The sequence below is a fragment of the Amycolatopsis sp. FU40 genome, assembly GCF_021903635.1.
GTDB classification, from domain to species: domain Bacteria; phylum Actinomycetota; class Actinomycetes; order Mycobacteriales; family Pseudonocardiaceae; genus Amycolatopsis; species Amycolatopsis dendrobii.
Window position 1 is genome coordinate 3,276,849 of sequence record NZ_CP091381.1, and the last position, 19,881, is coordinate 3,296,729.

Annotated in this window: 16 protein-coding genes and 1 pseudogene; 10 read left to right on the plus strand and 7 right to left on the minus strand. The window is 72.2% G+C overall.

The features are described from left to right. The first annotated feature begins 4 nt into the window (after positions 1-4). The 3 genes from pqqD to pqqB are packed head-to-tail and all read left to right on the plus strand — an operon-like array spanning position 5 to position 2,198. Positions 5-277 (plus strand): pyrroloquinoline quinone biosynthesis peptide chaperone PqqD, encoded by a 273-nt coding sequence (pqqD, locus tag L3Q65_RS15980; protein WP_237600134.1) that lies wholly within the window; start codon positions 5-7, stop codon positions 275-277. Then, positions 268-1,341: a pyrroloquinoline quinone biosynthesis protein PqqE gene (gene pqqE, locus L3Q65_RS15985; protein WP_237600135.1), complete on the plus strand. Its 1,074-nt coding sequence runs from the start codon at positions 268-270 to the stop codon at positions 1,339-1,341. Before pqqD ends, pqqE begins: the two co-directional genes overlap by 10 nt. After that, positions 1,338-2,198, plus strand: coding sequence for a pyrroloquinoline quinone biosynthesis protein PqqB (gene pqqB / locus L3Q65_RS15990; protein WP_182888868.1), 861 nt, complete (start codon positions 1,338-1,340; stop codon positions 2,196-2,198). The genes pqqE and pqqB overlap by 4 nt, the downstream gene beginning before the upstream one ends. Before the next feature lie 387 nt (positions 2,199-2,585). On the opposite strand, the gene L3Q65_RS15995 is transcribed toward pqqB, so the two are convergent. Further along, positions 2,586-3,182: a DUF6461 domain-containing protein gene (locus tag L3Q65_RS15995; protein WP_182888867.1), complete on the minus strand. Its 597-nt coding sequence runs from the start codon at positions 3,180-3,182 to the stop codon at positions 2,586-2,588. Positions 3,183-3,527: 345 nt separating this feature from the next. On the opposite strand from L3Q65_RS15995, the gene L3Q65_RS16000 reads away from it, so the two are divergent. Continuing rightward, complete coding sequence (locus L3Q65_RS16000) at positions 3,528-4,676, plus strand: AI-2E family transporter (protein ID WP_237600136.1); 1,149 nt, start codon at positions 3,528-3,530, stop codon at positions 4,674-4,676. Between the two features lie 7 nt (positions 4,677-4,683). Here the strand turns inward: L3Q65_RS16000 and L3Q65_RS16005 are convergent, their stop codons facing one another. Continuing rightward, positions 4,684-7,221, minus strand: a complete 2,538-nt coding sequence (locus tag L3Q65_RS16005) for a LuxR C-terminal-related transcriptional regulator (protein ID WP_237600137.1) — start codon at positions 7,219-7,221, stop codon at positions 4,684-4,686. A 75-nt stretch (positions 7,222-7,296) separates the two neighbouring features. Next, complete coding sequence (locus tag L3Q65_RS16010) at positions 7,297-7,758, minus strand: hypothetical protein (protein ID WP_182888864.1); 462 nt, start codon at positions 7,756-7,758, stop codon at positions 7,297-7,299. Positions 7,759-7,952: 194 nt separating this feature from the next. Between L3Q65_RS16010 and L3Q65_RS16015 the strand changes: the two genes are divergently transcribed. Both L3Q65_RS16015 and L3Q65_RS16020 read left to right on the plus strand, forming a co-directional pair. Continuing rightward, positions 7,953-8,459 (plus strand): DUF1269 domain-containing protein, encoded by a 507-nt coding sequence (locus tag L3Q65_RS16015; RefSeq protein WP_182888863.1) that lies wholly within the window; start codon positions 7,953-7,955, stop codon positions 8,457-8,459. A gap of 287 nt (positions 8,460-8,746) precedes the next feature. After that, positions 8,747-10,093: a DUF2252 domain-containing protein gene (locus tag L3Q65_RS16020; RefSeq protein ID WP_182888862.1), complete on the plus strand. Its 1,347-nt coding sequence runs from the start codon at positions 8,747-8,749 to the stop codon at positions 10,091-10,093. A gap of 11 nt (positions 10,094-10,104) precedes the next feature. On the opposite strand, the gene L3Q65_RS16025 is transcribed toward L3Q65_RS16020, so the two are convergent. Both L3Q65_RS16025 and L3Q65_RS16030 read right to left on the minus strand, forming a co-directional pair. Continuing rightward, positions 10,105-10,377, minus strand: a complete 273-nt coding sequence (locus L3Q65_RS16025; protein ID WP_237600138.1) for a hypothetical protein — start codon at positions 10,375-10,377, stop codon at positions 10,105-10,107. Then, on the minus strand, positions 10,374-10,694 hold the full coding sequence (locus L3Q65_RS16030; RefSeq protein WP_237600139.1) for a hypothetical protein: 321 nt from the start codon (positions 10,692-10,694) through the stop codon (positions 10,374-10,376). The genes L3Q65_RS16025 and L3Q65_RS16030 overlap by 4 nt, the downstream gene beginning before the upstream one ends. Positions 10,695-10,818: 124 nt before the next feature. Here L3Q65_RS16030 and L3Q65_RS16035 point away from each other — a divergent pair, with 124 nt between their 5' ends. The 3 genes and pseudogenes from L3Q65_RS16035 to L3Q65_RS16045 all read left to right on the plus strand — a co-directional run. Then, on the plus strand, positions 10,819-13,470 hold the full coding sequence (locus tag L3Q65_RS16035) for a LuxR C-terminal-related transcriptional regulator (RefSeq protein ID WP_237600140.1): 2,652 nt from the start codon (positions 10,819-10,821) through the stop codon (positions 13,468-13,470). Between the two features lie 106 nt (positions 13,471-13,576). Further along, a complete protein-coding gene (locus L3Q65_RS16040) occupies positions 13,577-13,981 on the plus strand; it encodes an SHOCT domain-containing protein (protein ID WP_182888859.1) in 405 nt (134 codons plus the stop codon). A gap of 179 nt (positions 13,982-14,160) precedes the next feature. Further along, positions 14,161-14,403, plus strand: a pseudogene (locus tag L3Q65_RS16045) (potassium channel family protein); the annotation flags it as partial. 87 nt (positions 14,404-14,490) lie between these two features. On the opposite strand, the gene L3Q65_RS16050 reads toward L3Q65_RS16045, so the two are convergent. Continuing rightward, entirely contained in the window at positions 14,491-15,885 is a 1,395-nt protein-coding gene (locus tag L3Q65_RS16050) for an MFS transporter (RefSeq protein WP_237600141.1), read from the minus strand. A gap of 138 nt (positions 15,886-16,023) precedes the next feature. Here L3Q65_RS16050 and L3Q65_RS16055 point away from each other — a divergent pair, with 138 nt between their 5' ends. After that, complete coding sequence (locus tag L3Q65_RS16055; protein WP_237600142.1) at positions 16,024-17,838, plus strand: glycoside hydrolase family 15 protein; 1,815 nt, start codon at positions 16,024-16,026, stop codon at positions 17,836-17,838. A 6-nt stretch (positions 17,839-17,844) separates the two neighbouring features. On the opposite strand, the gene L3Q65_RS16060 is transcribed toward L3Q65_RS16055, so the two are convergent. Then, positions 17,845-19,869 carry a hypothetical protein gene (locus L3Q65_RS16060; RefSeq protein ID WP_182888856.1) on the minus strand — a complete coding sequence of 675 codons (2,025 nt, stop codon included), beginning with the start codon at positions 19,867-19,869 and terminating at the stop codon, positions 17,845-17,847. Positions 19,870-19,881: the final 12 nt, after the last annotated feature.

The window sequence follows — 19,881 nt, forward strand, 5'->3', positions numbered from 1 at the left end:
GCCGATGGACACCATCACCGCCGCGTCGGTGCCGAAACTGCGCGTCGGCGTGCGCCTGACGTTCGATCGCGTGCGCGGGGCGCACGTGCTGTTGTTCCCGGAAGGCGTGCTGCTGCCGAACTCGACAGCCACCGCGGTCCTGGAACTCTGCGACGGCACCACCCCGGTCTCCGGCATCGTCACCGCATTGAGCAGCCGGTACCAAGGCGTCCAAGAAAGCGACGTCCTGGCCGTGCTGGCCCGGTTCGGACAACGGCGGGTGATCGAATGGACGTAGCCGCGCCGCTCGGATTGCTCGCCGAACTGACCCACCGCTGTCCCCTGCACTGCCCGTACTGCTCGAATCCCGTGGAACTCGTGGCCCGATCCGCGGAAATGTCCACCGCTGAATGGACCGGCGCGCTGTCCCAAGCCCGGGAACTGGGCGTGCTCCAGGTCCACCTCTCCGGTGGAGAACCATTGGCCCGCCCGGATCTTCCGCACCTGGTCACGCACGCGAGCGACCTCGGCTGCTACGTCAACCTGGTCACCTCCGGCCTGGGCCTGACCGAGCCCCGGCTGACCGATCTCGTCGAACGGGGTCTCGCGCACGTCCAGCTCTCCGCCCAAGCCGCCACCCCAGAGCGGGCGAACCTGCTCGCCGGAGCGAAAGCCTTCGACCGAAAACTGGCCGCCGCCGAGCTGGTGAAAGCCTCCGGCCTGCCGCTGACCGTCAACGTGGTGCTGCACCGGCAAAACCACGACCAGCTGGCCGAAATCATCTCCCTCGCCGAGTCGATGGGCGCGGACCGGCTCGAACTGGCCAACACCCAGTACTACGGCTGGGCCCTGCGCAACCGCGACGCACTGATGCCCACCCGCGCGCAGCTCGCCGCCGCGGAACCCATAGTCCGCGCGGCCGTCGAACGCCTCCGCGGCACGATGGAGATCATCTACGTCATCGCCGACTACTATGAGCCGTTCCCCAAACCGTGCATGCACGGCTGGGGCGCGCGGCAACTCACCATCGCGCCCGACGGCACCGTCCTGCCCTGCCCCGCCGCCAGCGCGATCACCACGCTCGAGCTCGACAACGTCCGTGACACCGCCTTGGCCGACATCTGGTACCGCTCGGAGTCCTTCAACGCCTACCGCGGCGAAGACTGGATGCGCGACCCGTGCCGCACCTGCGACCGGCGTACCGCGGACTTCGGCGGCTGCCGCTGCCAGGCGTTCCAGCTCACCGGCGACGCGGCGAACGCCGACCCCGTGTGCTCCCGCTCGCCACACCGCGGCACAGTCGACCTCGTCCTCGCCGCACCGTCCGCTTCGGACCTGGTTATGCGTGGCCCGGCCCGATGAAGGTCATCCTCCTGGGCACCGCAGCAGGCGGCGGATTTCCCCAGTGGAATTGCGCCTGCTCGCAATGCACTTCGGACTCTCCGCCACGTACGCAGGACAGCGTCGCCTTCAGCGCGGACGGCCGCACCTGGCATCTCCTCAATGCCTCGCCCGACATCCGCGCGCAAATCCTGGCGACCCCAGCACTGCGTGCCGGACCAGGCCCGCGCGAAACGCCGCTGCGCACAGTCCTGCTCACCGACGCCGAACTAGACCACGCCCTCGGTCTGCTCATGCTCCGCGAGGCGACGGCCCTGACCGTCCACGCCCCCGCCGCCGCCCTGCACGCGCTGACCGACCGCTTCCCGGCCCGCTCCATCGTCGGCGAGTACCACGACTGGACCTGGCGCCCCGCCACCGAGACCACCCTCGACGGCCTGCACATCACCTCCTTTCCCGTCAGCGACAAACAGCCGAAGTACGCCCGCGCCTCCACCCAGCCCGGCCCGTGGGTCGTCGCGTACCGCATCCACGACCCGGCAACCGGCGGCACGCTCGTCTACGCGCCCTGCCTGCGCACCTGGCCATCCGGCTTCGACGGTTTCACCGACGGCGCAGACCTCGTCCTCCTGGACGGCACCTTCTACAGCGCCACCGAATTCACGACGGCCACCGAGAGCGCCAACCCGGCCGCCCAGCAGGCGATGGGCCACGTGCCGATCACCACGACGCTCACCACCCGCCCAGGCACCGCCCGCTGGGCTTACACGCATCTGAACAACACGAACCCGGTCGTGGACCCGGCCAGTCCGGAACACGCCGCCGTGCTGCGTGCCGGAGCGGAACTGCCGCCGGACGGAACCGAGTTCACGCTCTGACCGAAGCACTCAAGCACGCACGCCGGATCAGTGGTCGCGGCAAGAACCGCTATGTGTCAAAAGCTTCGCCTCCGGCGACTCCGGGGAGGTGAAGAGCCATCACGTCCGTCCCGACGGCTGGAGCGTTTTCCAGCTGCCCAGGACGTTTGCACCGCCCGACTCCGCGCAGCCGCTGCCGTCCCGGCCGCCGTTCCGCGACTGACCTCGGCGAGCACGGCCAAGCCGCCTCCGGCCTGTCCTGGCGCACCGCACGGCACAGCCGTACCCGGCCCGGAGAACCGGGACTTCCCATCGGCCGCCTCCCGCCACCACACCGCCTCCTTACCGCCACCGACAGCACTGCCTTCGACAACCTTCCCTCCCGGCGCCCGCCGGAACTCCGCGCCGCTAAGTCCGGATATCCCCCACCAGCAACGTCCGCTCCAGGAACTCCGGCGTGAACACCACTCCGGTCATCCCGGCCGCCACTGCGAACGCCGCCGCGATCGGATGCGACGGTCGTTCCTCCTGCCCCGGATCCAACCCGGACTCGCGCATCAACGGCGTCAACCGATCCGGCTCGCTCCCGTACCGCCGGCTCGGCATCCGCGGGGCGAAGCCCGTCATCACTGTGCCGTCCACCGCGTGGACGAAATGCGCTTCGGCGAAGTCGTGCCGGTTGACCGCCACGACTTCGCTTTCCTTCGACAGTCCGGCAATGACTTCCGGCAGGTTCCCGCGCCACCCGAACGGCTCGATCGCCACGCTCCACTCCCCGCACGAGACCACGCCGACATGGCCGCCGCCGTTTCCGCCTTGGGTTTGCCCGACGTACTCCGCTACCCGGCTGTTCAGCTCCGCGAACGCCAGCTGTTCGCCAGCGTCCGCACCGAAGCGCCGCAAGACCTCGGGCGGGTCGAGCCTGCGCACGAACGAAACGCAGAAGATGTCCTGCAGCGGGCCGTTGTTCTCCAGCCAGGCAAGGTGGTTCAGGGTATTCGTCATCGTGTCCTCCTCAGTCGGTCCAGGCCATGGTGGCAGGCGCCACCGACAAAAAATCGCCGAGCATCCGGCAACCCCGCCCCCTTCGGGTGAAGACCGGCCTCGCGTTCGCCGCCACTATCGGATTCCGCCGCCTGCCTCCGGAGGATTCGCATGGTGCGAGCGCAGTTCACCGACTTCCCGGCCCGCCGGTTCCGCAAGCACCGGCACGCACATCGCCTGGCACGCCGCACCTTCCGGCACTTCGCCGACCGGCGAGGCGAGGGCGGGCGAACGCCTTTCGCCCAACGCGCGAATCACCGGGAAAGCCGCACCTCCCGAGACTCCGCCGATCAACGGAGCGAAGGTGTGCGACCACCGTCCGCCCAACACGCGGACCACCTGGCCGCCCGCACTTTCCGAGACATCGCCGATCGGCAAACCGAGGGCGCACAACCGCCACCGGCCCAGCCCGAGTGCGAAGCGAACGGCGGCTCGCTCCCCCGCGCTCTCGTCGTCCTGCTCGGGGCCGCCGCCGCGACGGTCGTGCTCGCCGGGGTGCAAGCCATCGCCTGGTTCGCGGCACCGGTGTTTCTCGCCCTGGTCGTCGTGATCACCCTCGACCCAGTGCGAACCTGGTTACGCGACAAAGGATTCCCCCGCTGGCTGACGGTCACCGTGCTCGCCATCGCCGTCTACGCCGTCCTCCTGGTCTTCTTCCTCGTCGTCGTGGTTTCCGTCGCACAGTTGTCCGCGCTGGTGCCGCGCTACGCCGGACGGTTCGACGAATTGCTGCGCAACGGGCTGGCCACGCTCGGCATCGGCGAAGCACAGGTCCGCGGCATACTGTCCTCTGTCGACGCGGGAAAACTCGTCCGGCTGACCGGTTCGCTGCTCGCGAGCGCGGGCAAGCTGGTCACGAACCTCGCGTTCCTGTTCGGGCTCTTGCTGTTTCTGAGCGCAGAGACAGCCTGGGCGGGGCAACGGCTCAGCGTGATCGCTAGCGACCGGCCGTGGATTTCCGCGGCGTTGCGCCAGTTCGCCACGGACACGCGGCGATACCTGTTGGTGACGACGGTGTTCGGCGGAATAGTAGCGTCGCTCGACACCGCCGCGCTGGCGCTGCTCGGCGTTCCGGGGGCGTTGCTGTGGGGGCTGCTTTCCTTCGTCACCAACTACATTCCCAACGTCGGCTTCGTGATCGGAGTGGCCCCGCCCGCGGTGATCGCACTGCTCGACCACGGCTGGCGCGGCTTCCTCGTGGTGCTCCTGATCTACCTCGTCCTCAACTTCGCGGTGCAATCCCTGATCCAGCCGCGGTTCGTGGCCGGTTCGGTCGGGCTGTCCACTGTGGTCACCGTGCTGGCGCTGGTGTTCTGGACCTGGCTGCTCGGCCCGCTCGGGGCGGTGCTCGCGGTGCCGGCGACGCTGCTGGCCAAGGCCCTGCTGGTGGACGTCGACCCGCGGGCCCGGTGGGCGGACGCGCTGCTGTCGGCCCCGCGCCGCGACGAGCGCTGACCGGGCATCAGGTGAGGCCGTGCTGCCGGGCGACGACGACGGCGGAGCGCCGGTTGTTCACGCCCAGCTTGCCGTAGATGGCCCGCACGTGGGTTTTCACCGTGTTGACCGAGACGGTGAGATCGGAGGCGATCTCGTCCAGCGAACGTTGCGAAGGCAGGCGCTGCAGCACCACCTGCTCGCGGTCGGTGAGGTCGCTGGGCGGGGCGTGCGGGACGAGCCTGCCGCGGACCGTCTGCGCGAAGCGGTCGAGCGAGCCGAACCCGCCGGAGTGGCCGATCAGCAGGTCCCGGACCGGCGGTTCGGCGAGCGCGAACGGCCGCACCAGCCCGTTGGGCCGGGCGAGCGCGAGGGCCTGGTCGAGGGCTTGCAGGGCTTTGGTCCGCCGGTGCGAACGCAGGCCGAGCGCGGTTTCGGCCAGGCAGCGGTCAACGGGAGTGGCCGGCAGCACGGCGGCCGCCGACGCGGATTCCCGCAGGAGGGCTTCAGCCGCGGCGGTTTCGCCGGCGGAGAGGTGCGCGCGGATCCGTAGGAGAGCGAGCTCACCGCTGCCAGGAAGCTGCTCTTGAGTCCAGGCGAGGACTTCCGTCGCGTGCAGCGCCTCCCCCAACGCCAGGGCTGCGTGTTGTTCGGCGACCGCGCACACTCCGGCTAGTTCGCGGGGCAGTTCCAAAGCGGCAAGCTGGCGGCGTGCCGCGCGCATGAGTCGGGCGCCCGCCGTCCGGTCGCCGTCGTCGAAGCGCGCCATTCCCTCGAAGAACTCGCGCAACGGCACGAGCAGCGGTGCCGAACCGCGAACCTCCGCCGCGGTCGCCTGGGTCAGTTCCCGTGCCGCGGCAGCCGGTTCAGCGCGCATCAGGTCGTCGTAGGCGAGCAGCAGACGAGACTCGGCGACCCCCGGCGTTCGCTGCCAATCGTGCCGGCGCGCTACCGCGAGGGCTCCGGTGCACGCCCGGCGCATTGCCGGATGCTTGCCGCCGACGGCGCTGGCGACCGCCATTGCCAGTCTGCTGTGCAGTACGAGGTGATCCAGCCGCTCGCCTCTGGCCAGGCGCAGCGCTTCCTGCGCCTGCGTCCTCGCCTGCCGGCGCGCGCCGCGGTACAGCGAACGCCAGGCGCGATCGAGATGGGCCCAGGCGTCGAACTCCGGATGGCGTGCTGCCGATGGTCCGGCCGGGCGGTTTCCCCGCACGGCGGCCAGGTGCCGGACAGCGAGCGGCCACCAATCGCCCGCACCCTCGCCGCACAGATCAGTCTCCGCTTCGGCGAGCCGTCCGCCTTGGATGTTCTCGAGCGCGGAGGCCAACCGCAGCGACGGGTTCGCGGCGACTGTCGCACCGCCGAGGCAGTCCAGCGCAGCGCGTACCGGTTGCCCGTCGCCGGCCAGCACCTGGCGCACGGCTCGGTCCCGGGCCAGTGCCAGGAGGTATTCCCGGTCCTGTGCCGCGACCGCGTGCCGGAGCGCCTCGCCGAACCGGCCTTCGGCGGCATGCCACCGCGCGGCGATCCCGTGCAGCCGCGGCACCCGCCGCGGGTCTCGCCGCGCGAGTTCGGCGCGCAGGAAACTCCGCAGGAGCGGGAAGAACCGGTAGGTGTCGGCCGGGGTGCGCGTGACCAGTCCCCACGCCCGCTCCAGTTCGTCCAGTCGCGCGCCAGCGTCCCGGAGGCCGGACAACCGGACCGCGAGGGTCGCCGCGACCGCGTCGCAGATGCTGAGGCACAACAACAAATCGGTGGTGGCGGCGGGCAGCTGCGCGAGCACTTCGTCGGCGAAGAACCTCGCCACCGGTCGGTCGTCGCCGGTGACGGAGTCGACGGCGGAGTCTTCCGCGTCGCGCACCGAAACCGCTGTCCAGCCTAGTGCCGCGGCCCATCCAGCGGTGCGTTCGGTGAGCTCCCGGACGCGCTCCTCGTCCACCGAGGCACCGGCGGCTCGCAGCAGGCTCGCCGTTTCCGCGGCGGTGAAGCGGAGTTCGGCGGCGTCTACCCGGGACAGCACGTCTTCGAACTGCAGGCGGACCAGCCGGAGCGGAGGCTCGACCCGGGTCGCCAGCACCAGCCGCAGTCCGGGCGGCAGGTGGCGGGACAAGGCAGCGAGCGCCTCCAGCGGTTCGGGGGCGCGGATTTCCTGCACGTCGTCCAGGATCAGCCGAACCGGGCCGGTCCGGCCGGCCAGCGCGTCGTCGAGATCGGCCAGGAACGCCCGCCGCCGTCCGGGCGGCGGCGGGCGCAACCGGTGCAGCGCACCGCCTTCCGCTGCCCCGCGCCGCAAGGCCCCGAGAATCGCCTCCCACAACCGGGTTTCGTCGTTGTCGTCCTCGTCGAGAGACACCCAGGCGACCGTGCGGCCGACCCCGGCCCAGGCGGCCAGCGCAGTGGTCTTGCCCGCCCCGGCCGGGGCCCGGACCACGGTGACCGGGCGCACGGCGGCTCGGCGAAACAGCACGTCCAGCCGGGAACGCGGGACGAAGATCCCCGGCAGCCGCGGCACCGCGACCTTCGCGCCGGGGACCGGCCGGGACCGGGTCGTCGTTCGATCGGGCACGTCAAACCTCTCGGCTGTCGGGAGATTTCGCCCCCGGCTCCGGGCGGAGGCCACGACTGTACTGAGCGCCGCCAGTCACCAGATTTCGGCGGCGGCCTCGTCCCCGTGCACGATGACGGCCCAGATCACCAGGACGTCCAAGGCGATCACGATCGCGCCCCAGAACGGGTACGCGGACAGGAACGCCAGCTGCGCCAGTGCGTTGAACCCGGCGAGCGCGACGGTGCAGACCCGGGCCCACTGCGCGCCGGCGAACAGCGCGATCCCGGTCAGCACGGCGAGGACGCCGACGATCAGGTGCAGCCAGCCCCAGCCGGTCAGGGAGAAGACGAGCAGGCCGGACGGGCCGACGACGTAGTAGTGCCGGTCGACCAGCGCGACCAGGCCCTCCACCGCGGTGAACAGTCCGGCCAGGACGGTGATCGCGCCGGCGAACCAGATCCAGCCGGTCCGGCGCGTCCTGGCGACGGCCCGCTCCGGCGGGAGCGGCGGCCGGGTCCCGGCGTTTCCGGCCGGGGAGTGCATGCGTTCGGTCATGGTCTCTTCCTCGTTCGTCGACGGGCTGCGGACCCGGGCGATCATGGTCGGCCGCCGCGGCGGCGGGCCTCGCCCGACTCAGGTGAGATCAGGGGCCGCGGCGGCGCCAGGCTTTCACCCGGCGCGGGCGAGGACGCGCGCCGCGGCACGGGAAACAGTGCGGCGGACCGCTGATCCCGGAACGAGGAGAAGTCATGGCCACGTTGACCGTGTGGAGGTTCCCGACCGTCGACGGCGCGGAAAACGCACTGGATCTGCTCCAGCGGCTGCAGAAGCAGCAGCTGATCTCGATCGCCGACGCGGCGCGCGTGAGCTGGCCCGAGGGCCGGAAGAAGCCGAAGACCAAGGAACTCGGCTCGCTGACCGGAGCGGGTGCGCTCGGCGGGACGTTCTGGGGCCTGTTGTTCGGCCTGATCTTCCTCGTCCCGCTGCTGGGCGCGGCCGTCGGCGCGGCGATCGGCGCGCTGACCGGTTCGCTGCGCCGCGTCGGGATCGACGAGGAGTTCATCGACACCGTGCGGACGCAGGTCACCCCCGGCACGTCCGCGCTGTTCGTCCTGTCGGACAACGCCGTGCTGGACCGGGTCGCCGAGCCGTTCAGGGAAACCGGGGCCTCGTTGCTGACGACCAATCTGTCCGGCGAGGAGGAAGCCCGGCTGCGCGCCGCGTTCGGCGAAGCTCCGGAGCACGAACAGCTCTAGTCCGCAGCTGGACGGGCTCTCGCCGGACGATCCGGCGAGGGCCCGTTCGCGTGCCGGTCGTCGTCCGTTCAGTCCAGTCCGGGCGAATGCCGTTGCGGCGCAAGCGAGACCGCGGCGACGCCCCCGAACGCCGCCGCGGCGCCCCGCGCGAGGCCCGGCTGGCACCGCGACCTCCGCGACCCATCCTGCGGAACCGGCCGCGTTCGGTCGTCACCCGCCTCGGATGAGCTCGCTTCACCTCCGGCGGGCGACGCCGCCGCCCGCTGCCCCGGCCGACGATCCGTCCCATGCCCTTCACCGACAAGGACACCAGCGCACGGATCGCCCGCGCCCGTGCCGCACGCATCGCCGTGCCAGCCGTCTGCCACGCGGAATTCCCGAGCGCCCTCCAGCGTGCCGACCCCCTGTCCCTGCTGGCGCAGCAGGATTCCGGCCGGGTCCCGCAGCTGCTGCCGCTGCGCTACACCCGGCTGGCCGCCTCCCCGCTCTCTTACTTCCACGGCACCGCGCTCTCCGCCGCGGCGGACCTCGCTGCCACTCCCCGGACCGGATTCGCGGTCCAGGCCTGCGGAGACGCCCAGCTGGCGAACTTCGGCCTGTTCGCCGCTCAGGGCCGCAAGCTGGTGTTCGACTTCGCCGATTTCGACGAGACCCTGCGCGCACCCTGGGAATGGGACGTCAAACGACTGGCCGCGAGCTTCGAGGTCACCGCCCGGGAGATCGGGCATCCGGCCGGGCAGCGCAGGCGCACGGTGCTGGCCGCGGTCGAGTCGTACCGGCTGGCGATGCACGAGTTCGCGCGCCGCACCCCGCTCGAGATTTTCTTCGCCCCGCCGGATCCGAGGACGCTGCGCACAGTCGCGGCCCACCGGCTCGGCCCCGCGCGGCGCCGCGCCTCCTTCCGGCACACCGAAATCCGCGACGGGCGCCTGAAGCTGGCCGCTCGCGCACCGTGGGCGGTCGCGGCCGGGCGGCTCGGCGGGGACGGCGATCCGGCGACGCTCGCGGACCGCCTCTGCACCGTCCTCCGGCCTTACCGGCGCACGCTCGGCGCCGCGCGACGGGCCATGCTGGACCGCTACCGGCTCGCCGATGCGGCGCGCGCCGCGCCGGGGCCGACCAGCTCGGGCGCCCGATGCTGGGTCGCCCTGCTCGTCCGGACGGACACCGGCGACCCGCTTCTCCTTCAGCTGAAGGAAGCCCGGCCGTCGGTGCTGCAGGAGTACACCGGGACCTCCGCGCTCGACAGTCCCGGAAGGCGGGTGGTCGCCGGGCAACGGCTGATCCAGGCCGCGGGCGACGTCTTCCTCGGCTGGGCCCGCTCCCCCGGATTCGACGGCCCGGCCCGCGACTTCCACGTCCGCGGGCTGCGCGACGACCGGGGTTCCGGCGACGTCGCGGCGATGACCCCCGACGTCCTGCGGGCCAACGCCCGGCTGTGCGGATGGACGGTGGCCAAGGCGCACGCGCGCACCGGCGACGCCCTCGCCATCGCCGCGTACCTCGGTTCCGGGCCGGGTTTCGCCGAAGCCGTCCGGGAATTCGCGACGGCGTGCGCGGACCAGAACGAACGCGACCACGCCGCGCTGCGGCGGGCGATCCGGGCCGGCCGCGTCGCGGCGGCCGGGTCGTGACGGACCGGGCTTCACGCGGGCGCGCGGTGCTCCGTCCGGGGGAGTTCGCGGACCCGGTGGACGGATTCGACGTGCATCCCGAGCGATTCGAGCCTCCGCAGGATTCGCGGAAGATCGCCGGGACCGGCCACCGCGGCGAACACAATCGTTTCCGGCGGAACGGGGACCGCGAACACCTCGGGGAAATCGGCGGCGCTTTCGACCGCCGGTCCGGGAATGGCGCCGACGCCGCGGAAAACGTAATTCGCGCGGGCGCCGGGAGCCGGGGCGGCGGGCGCGCTCATCGGCGGCCCCCGTCCCGTCCGGCCGTGAACCACGCGAAGCAGGCCACCGCGAGGTCGAGGACCACCACGAACGCCGACCAGCCGTGCGGCGGCAGGAACACCAGCCGCGCTACCAGGTCCGCGGCGGCGCGGACTCCTGCCCGGACCCGGGCGGGCGAGACCAGCCCGGCGAGCACCACGGTCAGCCCGAGCACCGCCGTCCCGGCGCTGACCGAACCCGTCCGGGCCAGGTCGGCCGCCACGACCTCGCCCGGGCCGAGCCAGAACAACTGCGTGCAGCCGAATCGCTTCCGCCCCTCCGAGGAATTCCCGCGCATTTTCACTCGCCCCACGATTCTGCCGCCGGGCGCCGTTTTCCTCGCCCGCAGCGGATGAGCCGCGCGCATTGCCTGGCAAGATCCGCCGGAATCGCCCGGAACCCCCTGAGAAGGAGAATCGCGCATGCGCCGACCCCGCGCCGTGTCGCCCCGAAGACAAGTGCCGAGGACGAAAGTCGCCGTTCCGGGACCGCCCGCGGACCTCGTTTCCCGGCCGCGGCTGCTCGCCGTCCTCGACCGCGTGCACGAAGCCGGCCTCGTGTTCGTCGGGGCTCCCGCCGGTTTCGGCAAGACCGTGCTGCTCGCCGAATGGGCGCGCCGCCGGGGCCGCGGCGCGGTCGCCTGGCTGGCGGCCGACGCCGACGACAACGACGACCGGCTCTTCTGGTCCGCGGTCCTCGAAGCGCTCGCCCGCAGCGGCCGGTTCGCGGACGGCGATCCGTTGCGGTTCCTGGCGGTGCCCGAGTCGCCGAGCACCGATCTCGCGTTCCTGGCCGAACTCGCCGACGTGCTCGACACCTTGCCGGAACCCCTCGTGCTCGTGCTCGACAGCGCGCACGAGATCACCTCGCCCGAACCGTGGCGCGGGCTGCGGACGCTGGTGCGCCACCAGCCCGCGGGACTGTGCCTCGCGGTTTCGAGCAGACGGGAGCCGCCGTTGCCGCTGGGCCGGGCCCGGCTCGCGGACCGGCTCGTCGAAATCGGAGCCGAACAGCTGCGGTTCACCGCGGGGGAAGCGGAGGCGTTGTTCGGCGCCGCCGACCCGGCGATTCCGCGGGACCAGGTCGCGCCGCTGGTCGACCGGACCGGCGGCTGGCCCGCTGGGCTGCGTCTCGCCGCGGCGTCCGCTGCCCGGCACGGCAGCCTGTGGGACTTCGACACCGGACGCGACGGTGCCGCGCTCGCTTACCTCACCGACGAAGTCCTCGCCCCGCTCGCGCCGGAACAGCGGGAGCTGCTGCGGACGATCAGCGTCTGCGACGACGTCCCGGCCGGGCTCGCGCCGGTGCTTTGCGAACGGGCCGACACGGAAGCGATGCTTCACGAACTGAGCGGGCCCTCCGTTCGAGCGGTCGACTCCGACGGCAGCCCACCGCACCACCGCGTCACGCCCCTGCTTCGCACGTACCTGCGGGCGGAACTGCATCGGCGGGCGCCGGACCGGGCGCGGACGCTGCACGCGACGGCCGCGCGCTGGTTCGCCGGGCACGACCGGCCCGCGCCCGCCCTGCTGCACAGCGTCTGCGCGGGCAATCCCAGCCGGGTCGGCGAACTGCTGCGCGCGCACGCCGTTCCGCTGTTCCTCGCCGGTGAGCACCAGATCCTGCGCCTGGCCCTCGCCGAGGTCGAGGACCGGCGGGTCGCGGCCGACCCGCTGATGGCGTTGGTCTCGGCTGCGCTGAGTCTCGAGGCCGCCGAGACCTCCGCGGCCGGTCTCCGACTCGCCTGGGCGGACGCCGTGTGGCCGGACCGGCCGTCCGCGGAACTGTTCGTGCTGCGGCAGCTGGCCCGGTCCCGGCTCGCCCAGCTCGACCGCACCCCGGCGCAAGCCCGGCGCGCGGCGGGACAGATCGACGAGGGACTCGGCACCGGACTCGACGAGCTCGCGGCCGCGCACCGGGCCAGTGCCCTGGCCGATCGCGAGGAAGCCCGGCAAACCCTGGAACGCATCCTCGCGGCCGCGGAAGAACACGAACAGACAGTCACCGTCGCCTATTGCCTGGCCGCGCTCGCCGAGATCGCCTGCCACGACGGCGATTACCCGGAGATGGCGCAGTTCGCCCGCCGAGCCGGGAATGTGCAGCCGCCCCAGGATTCCCCGCGGTCGTTCCAGCGCGCGCAAGCAGCGGCTCTGCTGGCCTACGGGGCGTTGGTGCGGGGCGAGCCCGAGGACTGTGTCCGGCACGCGAAGCGGGTCGCGCAGTGGCTGGGCGACGCACCCGCGCGGGCGGCCCGCACGCTGCGGCTGTTCGCGGAAACCCTGCGCGGCGCGGCCGAATTCGAGCTCGGCGGCTGGCACTCCGGGCTGCGGCGGATGCGCCGGGCCCGCCGCCGGCTCGGGACCAGCCGGTCCTGCCCGGCTCACCACGCGGTCCTGTGCGCCGTGCTGGAGCACCGGGCGGCCCTGCGGCTGGGCGCGGCCGGCCAGGCCAAGGAAGCCGTCCGGTGGGCCGCGCCCGCCCTCGCCGGTTCGGGCGAGGAACTGCTCGTGCGCGCCCGGACCCAGCTGCGGCTCGGCCGCCGCCACGCGGCCAGTTCCGTGCTGCGGGCGCTGGCGGAAGACGAAGCCCCGATGACGCTCCCGTGGGCCGCGATCGAGGCGACGCTGACCGGGGTGCAGGCGGCGCTGGCCGCCGAGGCGCCGGAACGAGCGGCCCGGCTGCTCGACGACGCCCTGCGCGCGGCCGGACCCGCCGGGGTCCGGTTCCCCTTCGTCTTCGCCCCGCCCGATCTCGTCCGGTTCCTGACCAGCAGGCTCGGCGCGCTCGGCACCGGCGAACGGTTCGCCGGGGAAATCCTCGCGGTGCGGCGGCGGCTGCGCACCCCGCCGATGCCGGAGCCGCTGACCGAACGCGAACGCGGCGTCCTGCGCCTGCTGCCGACCCAGCGTTCGATCGACGAGATCGCCGAAGACCTCACCGTCTCCCCCAACACCGTCAAGACCCACGTCCGCGGGATCTACGCGAAGCTCGCCGTCCGCAGCAGACGCGAGGCGGTCGCGGTCGCGCGGGAACGCGGGCTGCTCGACGCGGAGGTCCCCGGCTTCGCCGGATAGCGCCCGCCCCACCCGCGGCGGGCGAGGCGGGCGCGCGCGGGATCCGGTCGGGTGGGCCGGAATGGGCCGGCGCCCGTCCGGCCCCGATCCCGGCGAGGAGAAGGTCATGACCCTGGCGAGCGCGGAGTACCCGTTCTTGAACGTGATGGCGACGATGCTGGTGTTCTTTTGCTGGGTCGCGTGGTTCGGCCTGCTGTTCGCAGCCATCGGCGACCTGTACCGCCGTTCCGACGCCTCCGGCTGGGCCAAGGCGGGCTGGACCGTGCTGATGCTCGTGCTGCCGGTCCTCGGCGTCCTGCTCTACCTGGGCATCGAGGGCCGGCGCATGCGCGACCGGCGGCGCGTCCGGGAAGCCGCCGTCGAACGGCGCTTCGCCGACTACGTGCGTTCAGTGTCCACATCGGACACCACGAGCGCCGCGCAGATCGCGGAAGCCCGGCGGCTGCTGGACGACGGCGTCATCAACGACGCGGAGTACCAGACCCTGATGCGGAAGGCGCTCGCGCCGTGACCGCGTCGCCGCGGTGGCGGTTCTTCCGGCTCGCGGTGCTCCGGCCCCTGCTCACGGTCACCGCGCTGGTCTGCCTCTACTATCTGCTCCCGGCCGGCCGGCCGCTGCGGCCCTGGACCCTGGCCGTCCTGGTCGCCGGACTCGCCCTCGTGGTGCTGCTGGTCGTCGGCGAGGTCCGGATGATCCTGCGCTCGCCGTTCCCGGCCGGGCAGGGCGTCCAGGCGCTGGCGCTCGTCGTCCCGTTGTTCCTGCTGCTGTTCGCCGACGGCTACTACGTGCTCGGCCACGACCGTCCCGGTTCCTTCAGCGCGGACCTGACCCGCACCGACGCGCTGTACTTCGCGGTCACGGTGTTCAGTTCGGTCGGGTTCGGCGACATCGCCCCGGTTTCCGCCACGGCCCGGGTGCTGGTGACCCTCCAGATGGTCGCCGACCTGGTGGTGCTCGGCGTGGTGCTGCGGGTGATCGTGGCCGCGGTGCGCCGCCGCCGTCCGTCCACAAGCGACAGTTCACTCCGGGAGCAGCAGCGCGGCGACGAGACCGGCCACCGCCGCGACGCACAACGTCGCGAGGGCGAGCGCGAACGAGCGGTCTCCGAGGTGCGGAGTCCCGGCGAGGACGGACCCGGCCAGCGCGGTCCCCACCGACGAGCCGAGGTTGGACACACTGCGCGACACCCCCGAAATGTCGCCCTGAGCCGCGTCCGGGAAGCGGGATTGCACCAGGTTCGCCGAAGCCGTCAGCATGATCCCGACACCCGCGCCGAGGAAGAACAGCCCGGGCACGGAGCTCGCCACTCCCGAATCGGCGCGCACCAGCACAAGCACGAGGAGCAGTCCCGCGACGGCGAGGACGAAGCCGACGCGGATCAGCCAACGCTGCGAATGCCTGCGCGCCATCCGGCCGGCGGCAGCCGAAGCGGCGAGGATGCCGACCGTCGCGGGCGTCAGCATCAGCCCGGTTTCGATCGCGTCGCAACCGCGGACCTCCTGCAGAAAGACTGCCACCACGAAGAAAGCGCCCTGGAGCACGAGCCACTGCACGTGCTGGGTCGCCAAGCCGAGTCCGGTGACCCGGTCGCGGAACAGCCCTGACGGCACCAGCGGCTCCCGGGCCGCTCGTTCGCGCGCACGAAGGTCCGCGACGAACACGGCCAGCAACGCGCCGCCGATCCCGGCGAACAGCCATACCGGCGAGATGCTTCCCGCCGGGAGCAGCACGATCCCGGCGACGGCGAAGTCCGCGCGGGAAACGAACCAGCCGTATTCGCCGGACTGCAGGACACCGAAAACGAGGAAGAACAAGCCAGCCGCGGAAAGCAGCGCGCCGCCGACGTCGAATCGCTTCTCGCGGGGCGGCGCCGGCGGTTCGGCGACGCGCAGGGCCAGCAGGACGATCAGGCCGACCAGCAGCACCTGCACCAGAAACGACGCGCGCCAGCCGAGCCACGTCGTCACCAGGCCGCCGAGGAGCGGACCCGCCGCCGCGCCGAGCGCTCCCGCGCCGCTGACCACGCCCAGCGCCCGCGCGCGGGCCGCCAGATCCGGGCTCGTCACGGTGACCAGGATGTAGATCGGCGGGATCATCAGCGCCGAACCGATCCCTTCGAGCAGCGAGTAGCCGAGGATCAGCAACCCGGGTCCGGGCGCGAGCGAAGCCAGCAGCGCGCCCGCGCCGTAGACGGCCAGCCCGGCGAGGAAACACCGCTTGCGGCCCAGCAGATCGCTCAGCTTGCTGCCCGGCACCATCAGCGACGCCATGGTCAGCGTGAACACCGTGATCGCCGCCTGCACGCCGAGCACGGTGGTGCCGAGATCCGCGGCGACCGCGCTGACCGCGACAGTCATGGTGGTCGCCGCGTAACTCGCGACGAACTGAGCGAGAGCCAACGGCAGCACGATCATCGGCGGGCCTTCCTGCTCGGGTTCCGCACACGGTGGCCGGGCCCGGGCCGGGCCACCTCACCCCGCGCGGATGAGGCGGCGCCGGCCCGCCGCGGCGACGGTGCGGAGGAGCGAATCCGTTGCCCCGAGGGAGGAATCATGACCGAGACCGCCATCGCCGAGCACGCGCTGATCGGAGACCTGCAGACCGCCGCGCTGGTGACGACCGACGGGTCGATCGACTGGTTCTGCGCGCCGCGGTTCGATTCGGCGTCGGTCTTCGGCGCCCTGCTCGACGACGAGCGCGGCGGCCGGTTCCGCGTCCGCCCGGCGGGAGCGTGCGCGAGCTCGCAGATGTACCACCCGGACACCGCGGTGCTGATCACCCGGTTCTCCGGCCCGGACGGGATCGGCGAGGTCGTCGACTTCATGCCGCCGTGCGGCGACGCCCCCGCCGAGCGGCACCGGATCGCCCGGCTCGTGCGCTGCGTCCGCGGCCGGATGACGTTCGACGTGGTGGTCGCGCCCCGCTTCGACTACGGCCGCCGTCCGCACCGGGCGATGCTCGTCAAGAACGGGGCCGTGTTCACCGCGCCCGGAACGTCGCTGGTGCTGCACGCGGTCCGCGAACCAGGCGACGAACACCTCGCCGAAGCACGCGTCGAAGGCGAGGACGTGCACCTGCGGCTCTCCCTCGAAGCGGGCCAAGTCCGCGGCGTCGTGCTCGAAACCGGAGCCGCCGCGCCGCCGCGGGAGATCGGCGTCGGCGAGTTCACCGAGCTTTTCGAGTCCACAGTGGACTGGTGGCGCGCCTGGCTCGGCCGCTCCCCCTACCGCGGCCGCTGGCGGGAAATCGTGTCCCGTTCGGCGATCACCCTCAAACTGCTCACCTACGCGCCGTCCGGCGGACTGGTCGCCGCGCCGACCCTCGGCCTTCCCGAGCAGATCGGCGGGGAACGCAACTGGGACTACCGCTACACCTGGGTCCGCGACGCGTCGTTCTCGGTTTCGGCGTTGCTGGCACTGGGATTCGCCGAGGAAGCCGCCCGGTTCGGGAGCTGGCTCGGCGACCGCATCCGCGAAGGAGACGGCGGGGCCAGCGGGCCGCTCGCCGTCCTGTACCGCGTCGACGGCGCGTCGGACCTGCGGGAGGAACGCCTCGCGCACTGGTCCGGGCACCGCGGGTCGAGCCCGGTCCGGATCGGCAACGCCGCGGCCGGGCAGTTGCAGCTCGACATCTACGGCGAAGCCCTCGACAGCGTCTTCGCCGCCGACCGGGCCGGATTCGAACTCCCCCACCAGGGCTGGACCGCCCTCCGCGCCGCGCTCGACTGGCTCGGCGACCACTGGGACCAGCCCGAGGAAGGCATCTGGGAAACCCGCGGCGGCCGGAAACGCTTCACCTACGGCCGCCTGATGAGCTGGGTCGCGTTCGACCGCGCCATCCGGCTCGCGGACGTGCACGGCCGCCCCGCCCCGGTCGAGGACTGGACCTGGCAGCGCGACAGCATCCACAGCCAGATCCTCAGCCGGGGCTGGCGCCGCACGCGCAACGCCTTCGTCCAGCACGACACCGGCGACGAACTGGACGCGGCCCTGCTCCGGATGCCCCGCACCGGTTTCCTCCCGGCCAAGGACCCGCTCTGGCTCTCGACGCTCGACGCGATCAAGGCCGATCTGGTCACCGACAGCCTGGTCTACCGCTACGATCCGCTCGTGTCCCCGGACGGGCTCGCCGGCGGCGAGGGCACGTTCTCGTTGTGCAGCTTCGATTACGTCGACGCGCTGACCCGCGCCGGACGGCTGGAGGAGGCCCGCACCGCGTTCGAGAAGATGCTGACCTACGCCAACCACGTCGGCCTCTATGCCGAAGAGATCGCGCCGACCGGCGAGCAGCTCGGCAATTTCCCGCAGGCCTTCACGCACCTGGCGCTCATCGACGCCGCGGTCGCTCTCGACGCCGCGCTCGGCTGACGGAGGTCAAGCCTTCGGAGGAGCCGCCTGCAACGTCCCGGCAGGCAGCCGGTCCGCGCCCCAGCTGCGCTCGAGGTAGCCGATGATCCGCGCGACGTCCTCGGCCGGCACCTTCTCCGGCTCCCCGTGTTCCTTCGGGTCGATGTGGAAGATGTACAGGCGGGACGCGAACTGGTCGAACGGCAGCGAAGCCTCGCCGAACCGCTCGCCGTTGCCCGCGGTGGAGACCACGACGCCGTCGCCCCAGTCCTGGCCGCTGTCGTTGTTCGGGTTGTAGAAGTACACCCGCATGACGTCGTCGGGGTCCGGGGCGGTGCGCAGGATCGTGATCGCGTGCCAGCCGACGTAGCGGGCGGCGCTGTCGGTGACCGCGATCCCGGCGGGCTGCGGGTGGATCAGCGGCTGCTCGCCGTTGTAGGACGGGTGGTAGCTCGCGTGGAACTGCCGCAGGAAATCGTCGACGTCGACCAGTTTGCCGGTGGCGACGTCCACGTTGATGCGGAAACCCCGAGCGGCCCACCAGCCGTGGAACTCGGGGTTGACCCAGCGGTGCGGGTCGCCCGGCCGGTCGGCGCAGCGGCGGCCCATCTCGGCGTAGATCCGGTCGAGATGGGGCACGACGAGCGACGACACCGGGTCCAGGTCGGCGGGCAGCGACGCGGACAGCCCGGCCCCGCTTTCCTTCGACGAGACCGGCTGGCCTTCGAAGTGCATGACGACCTCGTCGTCGCGGGCCGCCCACACCACGACCTGGAGCAGGTAGTCCGGGTCGTTGTAGGCCCACATCGACAGCGCCCGCGCCGACTGGCAGGTCGGGTTGTCGCCCTGCCCGACGCCGAGCGGCTGGCCCAGCATCGACAGCACGCCCGCGAGCAGCCGCGCCTCGGGCCTCGGCTGGTCGCCGAACACGAGCGCGAGCCGTTCCCTCGCGGCGGTGGACAGCTCCAGCGCCAGCTGCCGCCACAGCGCGGGCACGACCGGCGGTTCGTAGAGGATGCCGCGGTCGAGCAGCAGCGCCAGCCCGTAGACGCACTGCGCGGTCTGCGGGTGCACGGCTTCTTCGATCAGCCGGTGGACCAGGTCGTGGTAGCGCAGGAGGCAGTTCCGGCCCACGTCGGACAGGCCCAGCGCCTCGCCGAGCAGGTAGTCGCTCTCGTGCGCCAGGTACCGCAGCAGTTCGGCGTGGTACGGGGACACCAGGCCGGTGTCGTGCATGGCGCGGGCGAACCCGGCCGCCTCGTACTGCAGGCTCGCCGCGTCCATCGCCTCGAGCCGCGCCCGGAAGACCTCCACGCCCGGGTCCTCCCGGCAGGCCTCGGTGGTCCCGAACAGGCTGGTGATGAGCCGGTCGAGGCCCTGCACCGACGATCCGCCCAGGTCGACGTCCGGGTCGCCCCGGTAGATCGAGATCCGCGTGATCAGCGATTTGACCTGGTCGACCTGGATCGGGCGCTGGCGCAGGATCCGCCAGATCTCCTCGACCACCTTGTCCAGGATGCTGTCGTAGCCGATCTGGTCGGCGAGGTACCGCAGCAGGTCCCGGATCAGCTGCGCCGTGCGGCCCTGCCTCGTCCGCTCGGCCTCGCTGGGCGGGGTGAACAGCAGCTCGAGATTCGCCCCGAGCACCTGCGACAGGAAGACGCGGGCGTCCTCGGCGGGCAGCGTCGGATGCTCGTAGTCGCCGCACGCGACCGCGAGCATCCGCAGTTCGCTGGTCGCCTCGATCACCACGGTGTCGGAGTTCCCGCTGTGCAGGCCGGGCCCGACCAGCGCGGGGATCAGGATCTCCGGGGTGTCCCAGTCGGTGCCCCGGAAGACCCCGGCCTCCTCCAGCGCCCGCGCCCTCGCCCGGACCGCGGCCGCGCCGTCCGGCTGCAGCAGGACCCGCCGCAGCGCTTCCAGCACGCGCCGCAGCTTCGTGTGCTTGCCGAAGTCGCGGGCTTCGGCCATGGCCCGGACAGCATCGTCTAGCGAGGCCACGCGTTTGGCCAGCGTCGTGGTCGCGCCGGTGACGTCGGCGTTCGGCTGCAAGTGCGTCCTTCG

Coding starts and splice junctions, on each gene's coding strand:
- pqqD (WP_237600134.1), top strand. CDS start 5: ATGGACACCATCACCGCCGCGTCGGTGCCGAAACTGCGCGTCGGCGTG.
- pqqE (WP_237600135.1), top strand. CDS start 268: ATGGACGTAGCCGCGCCGCTCGGATTGCTCGCCGAACTGACCCACCGC.
- pqqB (WP_182888868.1), top strand. CDS start 1,338: ATGAAGGTCATCCTCCTGGGCACCGCAGCAGGCGGCGGATTTCCCCAG.
- L3Q65_RS15995 (WP_182888867.1), bottom strand. CDS start 3,182: ATGACGAATACCCTGAACCACCTTGCCTGGCTGGAGAACAACGGCCCG.
- L3Q65_RS16010 (WP_182888864.1), bottom strand. CDS start 7,758: ATGACCGAACGCATGCACTCCCCGGCCGGAAACGCCGGGACCCGGCCG.
- L3Q65_RS16015 (WP_182888863.1), top strand. CDS start 7,953: ATGGCCACGTTGACCGTGTGGAGGTTCCCGACCGTCGACGGCGCGGAA.
- L3Q65_RS16020 (WP_182888862.1), top strand. CDS start 8,747: ATGCCCTTCACCGACAAGGACACCAGCGCACGGATCGCCCGCGCCCGT.
- L3Q65_RS16025 (WP_237600138.1), bottom strand. CDS start 10,377: ATGAGCGCGCCCGCCGCCCCGGCTCCCGGCGCCCGCGCGAATTACGTT.
- L3Q65_RS16030 (WP_237600139.1), bottom strand. CDS start 10,694: ATGCGCGGGAATTCCTCGGAGGGGCGGAAGCGATTCGGCTGCACGCAG.
- L3Q65_RS16035 (WP_237600140.1), top strand. CDS start 10,819: ATGCGCCGACCCCGCGCCGTGTCGCCCCGAAGACAAGTGCCGAGGACG.
- L3Q65_RS16040 (WP_182888859.1), top strand. CDS start 13,577: ATGACCCTGGCGAGCGCGGAGTACCCGTTCTTGAACGTGATGGCGACG.
- L3Q65_RS16050 (WP_237600141.1), bottom strand. CDS start 15,885: ATGATCGTGCTGCCGTTGGCTCTCGCTCAGTTCGTCGCGAGTTACGCG.
- L3Q65_RS16055 (WP_237600142.1), top strand. CDS start 16,024: ATGACCGAGACCGCCATCGCCGAGCACGCGCTGATCGGAGACCTGCAG.